The sequence below is a fragment of the Streptomyces sp. NPDC059582 genome (genome assembly GCF_042735715.1).
Lineage (GTDB): Bacteria > Actinomycetota > Actinomycetes > Streptomycetales > Streptomycetaceae > Streptomyces.
This window is the reverse complement of the sequence record NZ_JBHWCC010000002.1, coordinates 221,506-238,106: the sequence shown is the minus strand read 5'-3', so window position 1 is coordinate 238,106 and position 16,601 is coordinate 221,506. Positions and strand designations below refer to the sequence as shown.

Sequence of the window (16,601 nt, the reverse complement as noted above, 5' to 3'; positions counted from 1 at the left end):
TACACCATGCACATCAGGTGAACCGACGGCACCACTTGTGGAGGTGTGCCCTGCCGCCACTCCTCCGCTATCCGACCGTGGACGAACTGGGCACCCGGGCGGCGGCACTGGTCGCCGGACGCCCCCAGGACGCCCGGCTGCGCCGGATCGGGACCTCACGCGCGGGAACACCGCTGTGGCTGCTGTCCGTCGGACACGGCACCCGGCAGGCCCTCGTGGTGGCCGGACCGCACGCGAACGAACCCGTGGGCGGCGCCACCGCCCTGCGGCTGGCCGAACGCGTCCTGGCCGACCCCGGGCTCGCCGACGGCGCCGACGCCACCTGGAACCTGCTGCTGTGCCTGGACCCCGACGGTCTGCGCCGCAACGAGGGCTGGCTGCCCGGCCCGTACACCCTCGGCCACTACTTCCGGAACTTCTTCCGTCCCGGCTTCCTCGAACAGCCCGAGTGGCTGCCCGACGGCGCGGACGCCGTCACGCTCCCGGAGACGCGGGCCCTGCTCGACCTCCAGGACGAACTGAAACCTTTCTTCCAGTGCTCGCTGCACGGCGTCGACGTCGGCGGCGGCTTCGTCGAGCTGACCCGTGACCTGCCGGGGCTCGCCGGACGCCTCGCCCACACCGCGGCCCGGCTCGGCATCCCGCGCGAACTCGGCCCCTACGACACCCTGTACTGGCCCAGCCTGGGTCCCGCCGTCTACCGGATCCCGCCCCCGCGCCGGGGCGACCTGGCCGCGGCCATCACCGAGGCCGCCGTCGAGTCCACCTGGTTCCACCCGCACCGGCACGGCACGGTCACCGCCGTCGTCGAGGCCCCCATGTGGGGTGTGCCCGCCGTGGAGGACGGCTCTTCGCCGGACGACCCGGACGACTCGCTGCGCACGGTGAGCCGCGTCCTGCGGCACGACACACGGCTCCTGGAGCTGCTCCTCGGCCGGATCCGGCCGCACCTCGACGACGCGCCGGACGTGGCGCGCCTGCTCGCGCCGGTCGACGACTATTTACTCGTCTGCCCCGGCCTGGCCGACGCCTGGGACCCCGACACCAGCGATCCCGGGCGTCCGCTGCCGCCCCTGCACTCCGCCCACCTCGCCGCCCTGCGGATCGCCGGACGGCGCCTCGCGCTGCGGACGGCGGGACTGCTGCACCAGCTCGTGCGCAACGCCGGCCGCGACCCGGCCGGCGCGCTGCCGGACCTGGACCGGCTCATCGACGAGTGGTGCGCCGACTACCGCGACGGCTGCGGGGCTCGCTGGATCCCGGTCGGGCGTCAGGTGGAGTACCAGTCCCGCGTGGTGCTCGCCGCGTTCGAACTGGCCGCGGGCCACCCCCGCGAGGACTCACCTTCGGGCGACCGGGGCCGGCGCACGGAGACAGCCGTGCCGATGCCGCTCGAATGACGCACCCGCGGCACCCACCACACCTGCGGCACCCGGCACATCAGCCGTACCCGGCACATCAGCCGTACCCGCGGCGCCTGGTGCAGGCGCATCCGGCGCAGGGGCCGGCGCCTCACGCGGCCTGGTCGCGTGCGTGGAGGGCGGCGGCGACGACGGTGCGGGACTGGTGTTCGACCTGGTGTTCCAGCGGGACCCAGCGGGCGCGGAAGCGGGCGGCGAACGCGTCGCTCCAGGTCGCCACGAGCCGTTCCAGCCGTGGTGCCGCGTGGTCGTCGCTCTCCTGGAGGACCCGCAGCAGCATCGCCGCCGCCCGCAGCGGCAGCCGCCGGGCGAACGCGTCGACGCTGCCGACGTACGCCATCGTGGTGTCGGCCGGAGGCGTGCGGATCCAGTCGTCGGCCAGCCCCGGCACCAGCTCCAGCACCCAGTTGGCGGCCCGCAGCAAGGGCCCGTCGACGCCCTCCAGGCGCGGCAGGGCGTCGGTGAGCACCCGCTCCACCTCCAGGGCGTCGCGGCGCAGCCGGTGCGCGAGACGGCGTATCGCGGCGGCGGGAGCAGGGTGCGGCGCGCGGTCGTCCACCAGGTCGCTCGCCCACATCGGCACCTCGACGACCGCGGTCAGACCGCCGTACCGGTGGGCGTGGTACCAGGTGCTGTGCCGAGCGTCGTCCGGCATGCTCGGGTACGCGGCGTCCGTGCCGGGCGCGGGCATCACGTGCACCCCGGGGCCGCTGGCCGGCCAGCCCGCGGCGTCGGAGGCGCCCGTCTCCACCGGGATGTGCAGCTCGGCCGCGGACTTGCCGAACGGCTCCGCCAGACCGGGGATGTCCTTCGTCAGCTGCACCCAGCTGCCACCCAGGTCGGTGCCGTGCAGGGTGACCTGGAGGTAGGGGCGCAGCTCGTCGATGACCCCGGTCAGGGCGCGGGTCTCGGGCGGCAGCCGGTCGGGCGGCAGCACGGACGGCGACCACTCGGGCTGCTCCGGACCCGCGGGACGGAAGAAGCCGAGGTGGTAGTCGAACAGGCTGCGCGGAGCCGGGGTCACATGCAGGCTGGCTCCGTCCGGGTCCGCGCACAGCAGGAAGTGCCAGGAGGTGTCGGCCCGCAACTCCCGCTGGTCCATGATTTGTTCGGCGAGGGCGAGGAGGGTGGAGCCGCCGGCCGGTTCGTTCGCGTGGGCGCCCGCGACGACGAGGACGGCACGTCGCGCGTGCCCCACGGACAGCAGGCGCAACGGCCGGCCGGCCCGGGAGAGGCCCACCTGACGCAGCGTGCACAGGCCGGGTACGCGAGCGGCCAACACCCTTGCGTGCATGACCATTTCGGGAACGCTGGGGTAACGCTGCTCCGGCAGGAGACTCACCCCCGATTGGTCCGCCCTGCTTCGCAACCGCAGTACCCCATGGACTCTGTGAACTGTCAAGGACACCGAGGGGGAGGCTCCAGGGGGCGCCCAGGAGCGTTTACCGCCGGCAGGCAGTGCGGTGGGCGCCGGCAGGGGGCCGGGGCCGTCCGGGCCCGACGCGGTGTCCGCCGCTCGGCGCGGTGCGGCGGCGCTCGGCGCACACCCCGCGCCGTGGCTCGTTCCCGTACGCCGGCCCGGTGAACGGCGCCCCGGGAGCGCATGTGGGCGCACGCCGGGCGCGAGGACGACTCCAGGGCACGCGGCGGCGACGGACACGCCGGGGCGGGCACCTCGGCGGACCACCACCGGGTCGTGAGGCCGGGCACCTCAGTCGACTGTCACCGGGTCGTGAGGCCGGGCACCTCAGTCGACTGTCACCGGGTCGTGCGGCCGGGCACCTCGGCGGACCGCCACCGGGTCGTGAGGCCTGGCACCTCGGCGGACCGCCACCGGGTCGTGCGGCCGGGCACCTCGGCCGACTGTCACCGGGTCGTGCGGCCGGGCACCTCAGTCGACTGTCACCGGGTCGTGAGGCCGGGCACCTCGGCCGACTGTCACCGGGTCGTGCGGTCGGGCAGCTCGGCCGACCGCAACCACGCCGTGCGGCCGGGCACCTCAGTCGACTGTCACCGGGTTCCTGCGCCGGGACGCGTCGGCGGTAGCCGCGCGTCACGCGTCGCCGGTGGCGTCCGTGTCCCCGGCCGGCCCGTCCGCGTCGACCCGTTCCAGCAGGGCCACCGGCAGCGGCCCCAGGAGCTCCGCAACGCGCGCGTGCCCCTCGAACTCCCGCCCGGGGTCCAGTACGTCGGCCCACCGCCCCGGCGGCAGCGGCAGCCGGGTGTCCTGCCAGCCGCCCGCCTCCGCCAGCCGCAGGGAGAGCCGGGTCACGGCCGTGACGACCGTCCCGGAGCGTACGAACGCCAGGCAGTGCGCCGCGGCCGGGCCCCCGGCGGGCAGGGGCGCGTACGCCGCCGCGTCCCCGAAGGCGGCGGGGCGTCGCCCGCGCAGCCGCAGGGCGGCCGTCGTCACCCTGCCCTTTTCGCCGGGGTCGTCCGGCGGGAACCGTACCGGCCGCCGGTTGTCCGGGTCGACCAGCGCCCGGTACTCGGCCTCGGTGCCCTGGTACAGGTCGGGGACGCCGGGCATCGTCAGCTGGACCAGGGCCGTTCCCAGCACGTTCGCCCGGATGTGCGGCCCCAGCGTGTCCCGGAAGGCGGCCACCCGCTCGCCCGGCGCCCCGCACGGCCCCGCCGCGACGAACCGCGCCACCGTCTCCTCGTACGGTGGCTCCTGCTCCGTCCAGCTGGTGTACAGGCCGGCCTCGCGCACATGCTTCAGCAGCGCGTCCTGGACGCGTTCCGGGTTCGCCGGACCGAGCCCGAACGCCGTCTGCCAGGCCGCCCACGCCAGCTGCGCGTCGGGCACGCCGTCACCGTCCCGGGTCACCTCGGCCAGTACGTCGGCCCACCGCTCGGGGCACTCGGTGAGCACGGCCAGGGCCGCGCGGACGTCGGCGCTGCGCTTGGTGTCGTGGGTCGACACGACGGTCCCGCCGAGCGGCCAGTCGCGCTGCAGGCGCGCGCAGTAGGAGTGGAAGTCCTCCGGGGAGACGGCGGGGTGCCCCGGGTTCCCGCCCACCTCGGTCGCCGACAGCAGCGGCACATAACGGTAGAACGCGGTGTCCTCAACGGACTTGGCCCGCAGCGCGGACGCCGTCTGCGCGAACCGCGTACGGAACTCCGTATGGCCGTCCGCGTCCCCGTGCCGCCCGAGCAGCAGCCCCCGTACGACATCGACCGCGGCGGCCTCCTCGGGGACTAGGAAGGCGAGCCGGGCCTCGGCCGCGGCCTCCTCGGTGACGACGGCGGCCGCGTCACCCGAGGTGTACGGCCGGTAGACCTCCATGCGGACGAGCAGCTCCTGCAACGCCGTACGCAGCGCCCAGGGCGCGCGGTCGCGCAGCGCCAGGTCCGGTGACGTCGCGCAAAGGCGGTCCGCCACCCGGGTCAACCGGTCGACCTCGGCGGCCAGTTCGTGCGAAAGAACCCGGTACGCCGCCCGCCGTACCGTCGCCGCCCAGTCGCCGCCGCGGTCCGTCTGCGGGGCCGCGAACCGCCGGTAGTGCCCGAGGAGTTCCCCGGCGCCCGCCGGATCCGTGAAGAGGCCGTCGACGTGCCGGAGGGCGTCGTAGCCGGTGGTGCCCGCGACCGGCCAGGAGGCGGGCAGCGGCTCCCCGTCCGCGAGGATCTTCTCCACGACCGTCCAGCGGCCCCCGGTCGCCTCGTGCAGCCGCCGCAGATAGGCGTCGGGGTCGGCGAGTCCGTCGGGATGGTCGACCCGCAGGCCGTCGATGACGCCCTCGTGGAGCAGCTGGAGGGTCTTGGCGTGGGTGGCGTCGAACACCTCCGGGTCCTCGACCCGCACCCCGATGAGTTCGGAGATGCTGAAGAAGCGCCGGTAGTTCAGCTCGGTACGGGCCAGCCGCCACCACACCGGCCGGTACCACTGGGCCTCCAGGAGCCGCGGCAACGGCAGCTCCGCGGTGCCCTCGCGCAGCGGCAGGACGTGGTCGTAGTAGCGCAGCACGTCGCCGTCGATCGTCAGATGTCCGAGCTCCGAGCCGAGCGGACCTCCCAGCACCGGCAGCAGCACCTGTCCGCCCTGCGCGTCCCAGTCGATGTCGAACCAACGCGCGTACGCCGACTTCGGTCCCTCCCGCAGCACCTCCCACAGGGCGCGGTTGTGCCGCGGGGCCATGGCCATGTGGTTCGGCACGATGTCCACCACCAGGCCGAGCCCGTGCTCGCGCGCGGTGCGCGCCAGCGCGCGCAGCCCCTCCTCGCCGCCCAGCTCGTCCCGTACGCGCGCGTGGTCCACGACGTCGTAGCCGTGCGCCGAGCCCGGTACGGCCTCCAGGACGGGGGACAGATGCACGTGCGAGACGCCGAGCGAGGCCAGGTACGGCAGGACCGCCGCCGCGGCCCCGAACGGGAACTCTGGCTGCAACTGCAGCCGGTAGGTGGCGGTGGGCACCGTCGGGTCAGGTCGCTCAGGTGTCATGGAAACCTACGTACCCGCCTCGCCGCCTTTCGTGTCATCCGCGCGCCCACCTCCGCCCGTACGCCCCCTCTCCGCCGCCGATACTGCCGCTGCCGCTGCCGCTGCCGCTGCCGCTGCCGCTGCCGCTGCCGCTGCCGCTGCCGCTGCCGCTGCCGCTGCCGCTGCCGCTGCCGCTGCCGCCGTCCCGCCCGTCGGCCGCGCGGCGCGCCTAGGTGGGCCGCCGCAGCACCGTCAGGCTTCGGTCCACCAGGGTCAGCCGGTCCCCGGCCTGCACCCTGGCGCTCGTCTCGGCCGGCACGCCCTCCGCGAGCGCCGTGTCGACCACGACCTGCCACTGCCGCCCGTGGTCGACCGGCACCACGAAGTCCAGCCGCTTCGGAGAGGCGTTGAACATCAGCAGGAAGGAGTCGTCGGCGATCCGTTCCCCACGCGGGCCGGGCTCGGAGATCGCGTTGCCGTTGAGGAACACCGTCAGCGCCGACGCCTGCGCCGAGTCCCAGTCCCGCTGGGTCATCTCCTTGCCCTCCGGAGTGAACCAGGCGATGTCCGACAGCTCGTCGTGGGTGCCCTCCACGGGCCGGCCGTGGAAGAAGCGCCGCCTGCGGAAGACCGGATGGTCCTTGCGCAGGCGCACGACCGCCCGGGTGAAGTCCAGCAGCTCGCTGCCCTCGGCGCCGGGCCACTGCACCCAGGCCAGCTCGCTGTCCTGACAGTAGGCGTTGTTGTTGCCGTGCTGGGTGCGCGCGACCTCGTCGCCGTGACTGATCATCGGCACGCCCTGGGAGAACATCAGGGTGGCGACGAAGTTCCGCATCTGGCGGGCCCGCAGCGCCAGGACGGCCGGGTCGTCGGTCTCGCCCTCCACACCGCAGTTCCAGGACCGGTTGTGGCTCTCGCCGTCCCGGTTGTCCTCGCCGTTGGCCTGGTTGTGCTTGGCGTCGTACGCCACCAGGTCGTGCAGCGTGAACCCGTCGTGGCAGGTCACGAAATTGATCGAGGCCAGCGGGCGGCGCCCGTCGTCCTGGTACAGGTCGGACGACCCCGTCAGCCGGGACGCGAACTCCCCGACCGCCCGCGGCTCGCCGCGCCACAGGTCCCGCACGGTGTCACGGTACTTGCCGTTCCACTCGGTCCACAGCGGCGGGAAGTTGCCCACCTGGTAGCCGCCCTCGCCGACGTCCCACGGCTCGGCGATCAGCTTCACCTGGGAGACCACCGGGTCCTGCTGCACCAGGTCGAAGAACGACGACAGCCGGTCCACCTCGTGGAACTGCCTCGCCAGGGTCGCCGCCAGATCGAAGCGGAACCCGTCGACGTGCATCTCGGTGACCCAGTAGCGCAGCGAGTCCATGATCATCTGAAGGACGTGCGGGGACCGCATGAGCAGCGAGTTCCCGGTGCCCGTGGTGTCCATGTAGTAGCGGGCGTCGTCGGCCAGCCGGTAGTACGACGGGTTGTCGAGACCCCGGAAGGACAGCGTCGGGCCCAGGTGGTTGCCCTCGGCGGTGTGGTTGTAGACCACGTCGAGGATGACCTCGATGCCCGCCTCGTGCAGCGCCCGCACCGCCGACTTGAACTCCAGGACCTGCTGGCCGCGGTCGCCCCAGGAGGCGTACGCGTTGTGCGGGGCGAAGAAGCCGATCGTGTTGTAGCCCCAGTAGTTGTTCAGCCCCATGTCCACCAGCCGGTGGTCGTTGACGAACTGGTGCACCGGCATGAGCTCCAGCGCGGTGACCCCGAGCGAGGTGAGGTGCTCGATGACCGCGGGATGGGCGAGCGCCGCGTAGGTGCCGCGCAGCTCCTCGGGCAGGTCGGGGTGACGCATCGTGAGGCCCTTCACGTGAGCCTCGTAGATCACCGTGTGGTGGTACTCGGTGCGCGGCCGCCGGTCGTCGCCCCAGTCGAAGTAGGGGTTGACCACGACCGACGTCATCGTGTGCGGCGCCGAGTCCAGATCGTTGCGCCGGTCCGGGCTGCCGAAGTGGTAGCCGTACACCTCCTCTCCCCAGCGGACCGAGCCGCTGACCGCCTTCGCGTAGGGGTCGAGCAGCAGCTTCGCCGAGTTGCAGCGCAGGCCGCGCTCGGGGGCGTACGGGCCGTGTGCCCGGAAGCCGTACCGCTGGCCCGGCATCACGCCAGGCACGTACGCGTGCCGTACGAAGGCGTCGCTCTCGCGCAGTTCGACCGCCGTCTCCGAGCCGTCGTCGTGCAGCAGACACAGCTCGACTCGGTCCGCGGCCTCCGTGAAGACCGCGAAGTTGGTGCCGGCGCCGTCGTAGGTGGCACCGAGTGGGTATGCCTCTCCAGGCCAGACCTGCATGGACACGACTCTTTCAGTTGTACGGCGACGCTGGGGGCGCCTTGGCGCCGAGTGTCCCCGAAAGTAATGGAACCACCTGTGACTTACGTCCCTCTTACCCAACGACCAGTGCATACGCGATATGCCGAACCAGTGGGGCAAACACATACTCCCGGGGATGTAGCGGGGAGTAGGGGGAAGATGTGCGCGAGACAGTGCACCGCCATCTGGGAAAGGTGGTGGCCGGTGCGGCCATGGCGGTGGCGGGGACCGCCGTCATGGTCGGGATCACTCTGCCGGGCACGGCGGGGGCCGACGAGACCGGAGCCGGCAAGGGAGGAAAGAGCGGACAGACGACCGGGCAGGCGGCCCAGGACCAGGGCGGCGGCGCGGTCGCGCCGGGTGTCGTGGCACAGGCCCCGGCCGAGGGCGAGAAGGGAACGGGCCGTGACCCGCTGACCGACGACGAGGTCGAGCAGGTCCAGCGGATCGCGCTGAACCGGCAGTTGCTCGTCAACGGGGAGAACGTCGAGGGCGCGCGCGGCCCGCAGCGCCTCGGCGTCGAACTCGCCGACCCGGAGACCGCGGAGCTGGACGACCCGAACGCGCCACGGCGCGCGGACGTCACGTTCTACGACTACCGGACCGACACGCTCGTCACCAGGACCGTGAACCTCGCCACCGGGAAGGTCGAGCGGACCAGCACACAGCACGGCGTCCAGCCGCCGCTCAGCCGTGACGAGCAGACCGAGGCCGCCCGGGTGCTGATCGCCGATCCCGCGGGCGCGGGCCTGAAGGCGGACTACAAGGACGCCACGGACGAGGAACTGACCTCACCGGACCAGTTGCAGCTCACGGGCATGGTGTACCTGGCGTCCCCGGGTGCCCAGCCGGCCGCCCTCGACAAGTGCGGCGAACACCGCTGCGTCCGGCTGTTCCCGAAAGTCAAGAACGGGCCGTGGATCGACGCCAGGACGCTCGTCATCGACCTGAGCACCCGCAAGGTCGGCAAGCTCGCCCACTGAGGTGCCCTCCGTTCGCATCGCCCACCCGTTCCTCCTGTAAGGGAGTCACTTCTTCATGCGCGTGAACAGAATCGGCCGGGCCCGGAAGGCGGCCGTGGGGCTGTCCCTGGCGGCGCTGGCGGCCGGCGTGACCACCGCCGCCGGACCGGCGGCCGCCCAGCCGAAGGCGGCGCCCGCGGCCACGGCGTCGTGCAGCACCACGTACCGCATCGAGCAGAAGCTCGCCGGCGGCACCACCTGGCGCATGTGCTGGCGCTTCGAGAGCAGGTCCGGGCTGGTCCTGGAGGACGTCTCCTACCAGCCGCCCGGCGAGGCCGCTCCGATCAAGGTCCTCAACAGCGCCGAACTCGCCCAGATCCATGTGCCCTACGACGACGGCAAGAACGAGTTCAACGACGTCACGGACTACAACTTCGGCTCCGGCCTGGTGAACCTGGACCCGGCCGAGTGCCCTGGCGGCACCCTCCGGGTGGTCAAGGTCCCCGACGGGATGGACCCCGCGCACCCCTTCGTCAAGGGCCTGTGCACCACGACCCGTTCGCGCGGACACGCCTACCGCATGCAGGCCGACACCGGCAACAAGGTCTACCAGGCCCAGGGCGAGGACCTGCTCGTCTACTCGGTCAACAAGGTCGGCTGGTACGAGTACATGACCGAGTGGCGCTTCCAGGACGACGGCACGATCAACATGAACGTCGGCGCCACCGGCAGCCTCTCGCCGTACGACTACGACGCCGGCGACGGCCGCGGCTGGCCGCTCGGCAAGGGCGCCAAGTCCTACGCCACCAGCCACAGCCACAACGTCTTCTGGCGGCTCGACTTCGGTCTCGACGGCTCCTCCAAGGGCCGTGTCGAGCAGTACGACTCGGTCGTCAGCCCGCCCAGGGCCGGCCAGCAGGGCCCGACCAACAAGACCACCCGCACCCAGATCACCAAGGAACTCGCGGGCGACGCCAAGAACATGCGCTGGTGGCGCATGGTCAGCGCGACCGGCAAGAACAAGGACGGGCACGCCCGTTCGTACGAGATCGTCTCCGGTCCCACCTCCAAGTACCCGGGCCGCCCGTTCACCAAGCACGACGTGTACTTCACCGAGTACAACAAGTGCGAGCAGTACGCGAGCAACAACCCGCTCGCCTGCGGCACCGGGCACGGGAAGTCGGTCGACACCTGGGTCGGCGGACAGACCCTCACCCACCCCGTGGTGTGGATGAACGTGGGCTTCCACCACATCGCGCGCGACGAGGACCAGCAGCCCATGCCGGTCCACTGGCAGGGCTTCTCGATCGCGCCCAGGGACGTGACGGCTATGAATCCGCTCACTCCGGCCGAACTCGCCGGGCAGAACGGTCAAGTGGATCCCACCAGTTGAGAAACGACCCTGTCCATCCGGCTGCACCGCCGACCGCTCCCGGAGTACCCTTCCTTGATCGTTGGGACGGGGAAGCTCGGGGGAGCGGAAGGCGGTGCGCGGGTGGGCTCGGGAGGGCTTGAGTTGCCCCCTGGTGACGAGGGTCACGAGGGGAACTCGGCAGACGTCCCGCCCGGCACGGTGTCGCTGGCGCGGCCGATGGAGACGAGTTCCATCGGGCCGGAGCTGGACTGGGACGCCGACGCCTGGCGTGAGGTGCGTACGCGCGCCCAGCGAGCCGGCCGGGCCTACATCTGGCTGAACCTCGTCGAACAGCGGCTGCGCGCGGTCGTGGCCGCTGTTCTGCGTCCCATCTACGAACCCGTCCACGGCGACGAGTGGGTGGTCGCCGCGGCCGGGCCCGCCGGCCAGGAGTGGGTGCAGCGCGCGGTCGCCGTGCGCGAGGTCAGCCGCCGCAAGGGCTATCTGCTCGACCCGGCCGACGACAACGTGATCAGCTTCCTCACCCTGCCGCAGCTGCGAGAGCTGATGGTGCAGCACTGGCCGTGCTTCGAGCCCTACTTCGACGAGCGCCGCGACGTCGAGCTCGCCCTGGACGAGCTGGAGGTCACCCGCAACGTCGTCTCCCGCAACCGGGCCCTGTCCGAGGCCGTCCTGAACCAGGCCGAGCGGGCCTCCGCGCGGCTCCTGGAGATGCTCGACGCCGGCGGTGACGTGCCCTCCGCGCGGCGGCTGCCCGTCGACGCGGTCGAGGACCTGGTCGGCGACCGGTACGCGGACGTGGTCGCCGTGCACTCCGACCGGGTGCGGCTGCTGCGCCGGTTCCCGGCCGAGGACATCTTCGGTGGCGCCCGCCGGCTCGACGCCATCGGCATCGGCCTCAACCTGCTCGTGCAGAACTTCTCCGGGCGACGCCTGGTGCGGCTGGCCGAGGCGGGCGCGCGGGTGCGGCTGCTGTTCCTGAACCCGGCCTCCAGCGCGGTCAAGCGCCGCGAGCGGGAACTCGGCCTCAAGCGCGGCGAGCTGAGCCGGGCCGTGGAGATGAACATCCTGCACATGCGCCGGGTGCGCTCCCGGCTGCGCGACCCGGACGCCTTCCAGATCCAGGTCTACGACGAGACCCCGCGGTTCACCGCCTACCTCGTCGACGGCGACGGCTCGGACGGCATCGCCGTCGTGCAGTCCTATCTGCGCCGGACCCGGGGCATGGAGGCACCGGTGCTGGTGCTGCGCAACGGCAGCCGGCTGGTCAAGTCGGACGAGGTGGACGAAGGCGGACTCTTCTCGGCATATCGCGAGGAGTTCGAACTCGCCTGGGCTGATTCGCGGCCCGTGTCCTGAACTGTCCGTTCCTGGTGCGGGTAAGCGGAACGCGGTCCTCGGATTGTCAGTGGCGCATGCGATCGTGGAGACCACTGGGGGAAAGCACCACCGAGAAGGGGGGCCATCATGGCCTGGCACCGCGAGCTGCTGATCGGCTTCGACCTGGAGACGACGGGGACGGACCCGAGTGAGGCGCGCATCGTCACGGGAGCCGTGATCGAGGTCAGAGGCGGGCAGCCGGCAGGACGCCGGGAGTGGCTGGCGGACCCGGGCGTGGAGATCCCGGCGGACGCGGTGGCCGTCCACGGCATCAGCAACGAACGCGCGACCGCCGAGGGCCGACCGGCCGACCAGGTCGCCGACGCGATCGCGGACGTCCTCACGACGTACTGGAAGACGGGCGTCCCGGTCGTCGCCTACAACGCGGCCTTCGACCTGAGCCTGCTCTCGGCCGAACTGCGCAGGCACGGCCTGCCGTCCCTGCGCGACCGCCTGGGCGGCCTCGACCCCGCCCCGGTCGTCGACCCGTACACCATCGACCGCTGGGCCGACCGCTACCGCCGCGGCAAGCGCAACCTGGAAGCGGTCTGCGCGGAGTACGGCGTCGTCCTCGACTCCGCGCACGACGCCGCCGCCGACGCCCTCGCCGCGGCCCGGCTCGCCTGCGCGATAGCCGACCGCCACCCCAAGGTCGCGGCCCTCGGCCCGGCGGAACTGCACCGCCGCCAGATCGAGTGGTACGCCGACTGGGCGGCGGACTTCCAGAGCTTCCTGCGCCGCAAGGGCGACGCGGACGCGGTGGTGGACGGCACCTGGCCGCTGCGCGAGCCGGCCGACGACCGGGTCTGAGCGGGGCGGACCCCGACCTGCCCTGTCCTGCCCGGCCCCGTCTGGCTCGGCCGGCCGGATCAGGCCGGTCCGGCGATGCGCGCCACGCGCGGAGCGGCGAGCCGGGCGTAGTCGGCGCCGGAGACGACCAGGGACCGGTCCAGCCGGGCGGCGTTGAAGTACAGCCGCTCCCGGGCCACCACGTCCGGGTCGGCGACGAGTTCGAGCCCGGGGTCGAAGGCGAACGGCAGCACGGTCCCGGGGACGGAGCGGGCCAGCCGCTCGGCGGTCTCCGCGTCGCTGAAGCCGACGTAGCGCGCCGCGAACAGCTCCCGCACGGCGTCCAGATCCACGCGCCGGTCGCCGGGGACCACCGCGAGCACATGGCGGGTGGTGCGCCGGTCCACCTTCACCCTGAGGACGATGCACTTGGCGGCCTCGGAAGCGGGATGACCGCGCAGCGCGCACACGGCCTCGGTGGCGCCCTCGGGCTCGTGGTCGATGAGGCGGTAGTCGGCGCCGGAGGCGTCGAGCAGGGAGATCAACCGGTCGTAGGTGTCGTGGTCGGACATGGGGAGTCCTTCTCTGGATGCGGGCCGGGGCGGCCGTCGGGGCCGGTTTCTGTGCGCGGGCCGACGCGGGCGGCGGTGTGCGCGTCGACCGGGGGGCCGGCGTGCGGGCCGGGGCGGCCTTTGCCGCCGCTGCCGGGCATGGGAAGGGGCACGGGGGCGGGTCCGGGCGATGTGCTCGGCGTTCTCGTGCGGTGGGCGCGTTCCACGGACTGCCCCCAGTAGGTGCCGGCGACCATCAGTGCCGCGCCGAGGCCGGTGAGCGGGCCGAAGCGTTCGCCGCCGAGCGCGACGCCCACCACCGCGGCCCAGACGGGTTCCGTCCCCAGGAGCAGGCTGGCCCGGCTGGCGGAGGTGCGCTGGACCGCCCAGGTCTGGGCGAGGAACGCGAACACGCTGCAGAACAGGGCGAGATACAGCAGCTGCGTCCAGGTCGCGGCGTCCGCCCGGGCGAGGCCGGACAGACCGGTCGCGGCGGCCGGCGGCAGGAACAGCGCCGTACCGATCAGGGTCTGGAGCACCGTCAGATGCAGGGGCCGGACCGCCCGGCGCGCGGTGAACCGGCCGACCAGCGCCACGTGCACCGCCCGCACACCGGCCGCGACGAGCATCAGCAGATCGCCCGGACGGGGCGCGTGGAAGCCATTGCCGGACATCAGCAGGCCGACGGCCAGCACACACACGCCGGCGGCGGCGTAGAAGGAGGGAGGCAGTCCGCCGGGATGACCGGAGCGGTCGAGCAGCGGGGTGAGGACGATGGTCAGGCTGATGATGAGGCCCGCGTTGGCGGCGCTGGTGTGGGCGACGCCGTACGTCTCCACCACCAGCACCGCGGCCTGGGTCATCCCCAGCGGCAGCCCCGCGCGGACCTCGTCGCGGGTCCATCCGCGCGGTCCGCCGCGGGCGGCGCACATGACGCCCAGACAGGCGACGGCGGAGAGCGCGTACCGCGCGAACAGGACGGTGAGCACGGGCAGCGCGGCGACGGCCGTCTGGGCGGACAGATAACTGGAACCCCAGACGAGCGCGACCACGAGGAGTACCGCGTCGGTACGGCGGGCGTCGGACACCCGCCCACCGTGCACCGACACGTCCCTGAAGCCCAGAACCAGTTTCTAAAACGATCTTTTAGCGTACCTACACTGTGCCCGTACACTGCGGAAATGGACGAACGGCAGTTGCGGATCCTGCGCGAGCTGGGCGAACTCGGCAGCGTCACCGCGGTCGCCGAGGCGCTGCTGGTGACGCCGTCGGCGATCTCACAGCAGCTGCGGCTGCTCCAGCGCTCCCTTCCGGTGCCGCTCACCGAGCGCCACGGGCGGCGGCTGGTGCTCACCGACGCCGGACAGGCGCTGGCGGGCGCGGCCGTCGAGGTGGAGACCGCGCTGGCCCGGGCCCGGCACACCGTGGCGGAGTTCGTCGGCCGGCCGGACGGCGAGGTGTCGGTGGCGGCGTTCCACAGCGCGGGCTCGGCCTTCTTCCCGCTCCTGCTGCGGGCCTGCGCGGGGTCCGGCGCGCCCGCACTCGGCCTCGCCGACGAGGACGTACCGCAGGAGGAGTTCCCCCGGCTGACCCGGGAGTACGACCTCGTGCTCGCGCACCGCCTCGACCACGCCCCGCCGTGGCCGCGCACGGTGACCGTGACCGGGCTGCTGCGCGAACCGCTCGACGTGGCGATGCCCGCCGGTCATCCGCTGGCCGCGAAACGGCGCGTGACCCCGCGGGACGTGGCCGACGAACCGTGGATCACCGCGCACGACGGGTTCCCCGTCCTGGCGACCGTCGAGGCGATCGCCGCCGCGGCCGGCCGCCGGGTGCGACTGGCCCACCGCATCAACGAGTTCACGGTGGTCGCCGAGGCCGTCGCCGCCGGGGGCGGCATCGCGCTGCTGCCCCGCTGGACCATGCGCCCGCACCCGGCGCTGGTCCTGCGGCCGCTGAGCGGCGTCCAGGCCAGACGCCATATCGACGCCCTGTGCCGTCCCGAGCGCACGGCCCGGGCGGCGGTCCGCACGGTCCTGACCGAACTCCGCCGCGCCGCCCGCACGATCCAGAACCGCGACACGAGGGCCGCGACCGGGGACACCCGGGACACCCGGGCCGCTCCGGGCACCCCGGAGAGCCAGGACGTCCCGGACACCTGACCGTGCCCCCGCCCGTCACGCACCACCCGATCCGCCCGCCCCCGAGGGGCACGGCAGGCTCACCGGATACCCGGTGCGACCCGCACGACCGGGGTGTCTCAGATCAGAACGGATACCACCGCACCGTCTCGTCCCCGTCCCGCAGGGACGCCACCCGGCGCCGGAACTCCTCCAGTGCCTTGGGGTTGCTCGGGGCGTGCTGGGCGACCCAGGCGCAGCTGGCGGTCTCGCGGGCGCCGCGCAGCACCGAACATCCCGCCCACTCGCGCACGTCCCAGCCGTAGGCGCCGATGAAGGAGTCGTAGGCCTCGGCCGGCAGGCCGTAGCGGTCGCGGGAGAGGGCCATCACCACCAGGTCGTGCTCGCGCAGGTCGGCGGAGAAGGTCTCCAGGTCGACCAGGACGGGCCCGTCCGGCCCGATGTGCACGTTGCGGGGCAGCGCGTCGCCGTGGATCGGTCCGGGCGGCAGCTGCGGGGTGAGCGCGGCCGCGGCCGTCGCGAAGCCGTCGCGGCGCTCGCGCAGATAGGCCGCGTCCGCCGGGTCGATCGCGGCACCGGCCAGCCGCAGCCAGCGCTCCACCCCGCCGAGCAGCTCGCGCGGCGGCAGGGCGAAGTCGGGGGCGGGCAGGGCGTGCACGACCCGTAGCAGTTCGGCCAGATCGCGGGGCTCGGCGGGTCGTACCGGATCGGGCAGCCGGTGCCACACGGTCACCGGGTGCCCCGCCACCAGGAGGGCCTCGGGTTCGGCGGCCCGCACCGCAGGGACACCCGCCTCGGCGAGCCAGGCCGCGATGGCCAGTTCGCGCCGGGCCCGGTCGAGGAGTTCGGCGTCGCGGCCCACCTTGACCACCAGGTCACCGGCGGCGAACACCGCGTTCTCGCCCAGGGCGAGCAGTGTCGCGTCCCCGGCCGGTGCCGGTGACACCCCTGCCGCGGCCAGTACCTCCCGGGCCCGTGCCTCGTCCATCGTCCGCCTCCGTGTCCGTACTAGCTGTCCCGACAGGTCGGCTCCCGCCGACCCGGTGTGCCGGATCCGGCCGGCCCGATGTGCGGGCGCACACACCGTCGGGATCCCGCCAATCGTCGGCCAGTCTCGCATCCCTACAGGTCGGGCCGTGTGCGCGGTGTCTTGACGGGACGCACCGCCTTCACGACCATGACGGGGCCCACCCGAGC

The 16,601-nt window shown here is 73.1% G+C and carries 13 protein-coding genes; 7 read left to right on the top strand and 6 right to left on the bottom strand.

Annotated features, from left to right (window positions below; translation table 11 throughout):
• Positions 1–35 precede the first annotated feature (35 nt).
• Complete coding sequence (locus tag ACFV0T_RS03145) at positions 36–1,400, top strand: M14 family zinc carboxypeptidase (RefSeq protein WP_385773986.1); 1,365 nt, start codon at positions 36–38, stop codon at positions 1,398–1,400.
• 112 nt (positions 1,401–1,512) lie between these two features.
• Here ACFV0T_RS03145 and ACFV0T_RS03140 read toward each other — a convergent pair whose 3' ends face one another.
• Both ACFV0T_RS03140 and treY read right to left on the bottom strand, forming a co-directional pair.
• Positions 1,513–2,763 carry a M14 family zinc carboxypeptidase gene (locus ACFV0T_RS03140; protein ID WP_385773807.1) on the bottom strand — a complete coding sequence of 417 codons (1,251 nt, stop codon included), beginning with the start codon at positions 2,761–2,763 and terminating at the stop codon, positions 1,513–1,515.
• 711 nt (positions 2,764–3,474) lie between these two features.
• On the bottom strand, positions 3,475–5,865 hold the full coding sequence (gene treY, locus ACFV0T_RS03135; protein ID WP_385773805.1) for a malto-oligosyltrehalose synthase: 2,391 nt from the start codon (positions 5,863–5,865) through the stop codon (positions 3,475–3,477).
• On the opposite strand from treY, the gene ACFV0T_RS03130 reads away from it, so the two are divergent.
• On the top strand, positions 5,859–6,077 hold the full coding sequence (locus ACFV0T_RS03130; RefSeq protein ID WP_385773803.1) for a hypothetical protein: 219 nt from the start codon (positions 5,859–5,861) through the stop codon (positions 6,075–6,077). The genes treY and ACFV0T_RS03130 overlap by 7 nt on opposite strands.
• Here ACFV0T_RS03130 and glgX read toward each other — a convergent pair.
• Positions 6,074–8,185, bottom strand: a complete 2,112-nt coding sequence (gene glgX, locus ACFV0T_RS03125; protein ID WP_385773801.1) for a glycogen debranching protein GlgX — start codon at positions 8,183–8,185, stop codon at positions 6,074–6,076. The two genes, ACFV0T_RS03130 and glgX, sit on opposite strands and share 4 nt — an antisense overlap.
• A gap of 182 nt (positions 8,186–8,367) precedes the next feature.
• Between glgX and ACFV0T_RS03120 the strand changes: the two genes are divergently transcribed.
• From ACFV0T_RS03120 to ACFV0T_RS03105, 4 genes are all read left to right on the top strand, one after another.
• The gene (locus ACFV0T_RS03120) at positions 8,368–9,189 is read left to right on the top strand and encodes a Tat pathway signal sequence domain protein (protein ID WP_385773799.1); all 822 of its coding nucleotides are present in this window, start codon (positions 8,368–8,370) and stop codon (positions 9,187–9,189) included.
• Positions 9,190–9,244: 55 nt separating this feature from the next.
• A complete protein-coding gene (locus tag ACFV0T_RS03115; protein WP_385773797.1) occupies positions 9,245–10,561 on the top strand; it encodes a copper amine oxidase in 1,317 nt (438 codons plus the stop codon).
• 102 nt (positions 10,562–10,663) lie between these two features.
• Positions 10,664–11,902, top strand: coding sequence for an SAV2148 family HEPN domain-containing protein (locus tag ACFV0T_RS03110; protein WP_385773795.1), 1,239 nt, complete (start codon positions 10,664–10,666; stop codon positions 11,900–11,902).
• Positions 11,903–12,010: 108 nt separating this feature from the next.
• The gene (locus ACFV0T_RS03105) at positions 12,011–12,733 is read left to right on the top strand and encodes a 3'-5' exonuclease (RefSeq protein ID WP_385773793.1); all 723 of its coding nucleotides are present in this window, start codon (positions 12,011–12,013) and stop codon (positions 12,731–12,733) included.
• A 59-nt stretch (positions 12,734–12,792) separates the two neighbouring features.
• Here the strand turns inward: ACFV0T_RS03105 and ACFV0T_RS03100 are convergent, their stop codons facing one another.
• Both ACFV0T_RS03100 and ACFV0T_RS03095 read right to left on the bottom strand, forming a co-directional pair.
• Entirely contained in the window at positions 12,793–13,284 is a 492-nt protein-coding gene (locus tag ACFV0T_RS03100; protein ID WP_385773791.1) for a YbaK/EbsC family protein, read from the bottom strand.
• Positions 13,254–14,351 carry a DMT family transporter gene (locus ACFV0T_RS03095; RefSeq protein WP_385773790.1) on the bottom strand — a complete coding sequence of 366 codons (1,098 nt, stop codon included), beginning with the start codon at positions 14,349–14,351 and terminating at the stop codon, positions 13,254–13,256. Before ACFV0T_RS03095 ends, ACFV0T_RS03100 begins: the two co-directional genes overlap by 31 nt.
• A gap of 93 nt (positions 14,352–14,444) precedes the next feature.
• Between ACFV0T_RS03095 and ACFV0T_RS03090 the strand changes: the two genes are divergently transcribed.
• On the top strand, positions 14,445–15,425 hold the full coding sequence (locus ACFV0T_RS03090) for a LysR family transcriptional regulator (RefSeq protein WP_385773788.1): 981 nt from the start codon (positions 14,445–14,447) through the stop codon (positions 15,423–15,425).
• Positions 15,426–15,528: 103 nt separating this feature from the next.
• On the opposite strand, the gene ACFV0T_RS03085 is transcribed toward ACFV0T_RS03090, so the two are convergent.
• Complete coding sequence (locus ACFV0T_RS03085) at positions 15,529–16,392, bottom strand: phosphotransferase enzyme family protein (RefSeq protein WP_385773786.1); 864 nt, start codon at positions 16,390–16,392, stop codon at positions 15,529–15,531.
• Between the last annotated feature and the right edge of the window lie 209 nt (positions 16,393–16,601).

What these genes read in the sequence shown, in the direction of transcription:
- treY (WP_385773805.1), bottom strand. Translation starts at nt 5,865, where the DNA reads ATGACACCTGAGCGACCTGACCCGACGGTGCCCACCGCCACCTACCGG.
- glgX (WP_385773801.1), bottom strand. Translation starts at nt 8,185, where the DNA reads ATGCAGGTCTGGCCTGGAGAGGCATACCCACTCGGTGCCACCTACGAC.
- ACFV0T_RS03115 (WP_385773797.1), top strand. Translation starts at nt 9,245, where the DNA reads ATGCGCGTGAACAGAATCGGCCGGGCCCGGAAGGCGGCCGTGGGGCTG.
- ACFV0T_RS03105 (WP_385773793.1), top strand. Translation starts at nt 12,011, where the DNA reads ATGGCCTGGCACCGCGAGCTGCTGATCGGCTTCGACCTGGAGACGACG.
- ACFV0T_RS03100 (WP_385773791.1), bottom strand. Translation starts at nt 13,284, where the DNA reads ATGTCCGACCACGACACCTACGACCGGTTGATCTCCCTGCTCGACGCC.
- ACFV0T_RS03090 (WP_385773788.1), top strand. Translation starts at nt 14,445, where the DNA reads ATGGACGAACGGCAGTTGCGGATCCTGCGCGAGCTGGGCGAACTCGGC.
- ACFV0T_RS03085 (WP_385773786.1), bottom strand. Translation starts at nt 16,392, where the DNA reads ATGGACGAGGCACGGGCCCGGGAGGTACTGGCCGCGGCAGGGGTGTCA.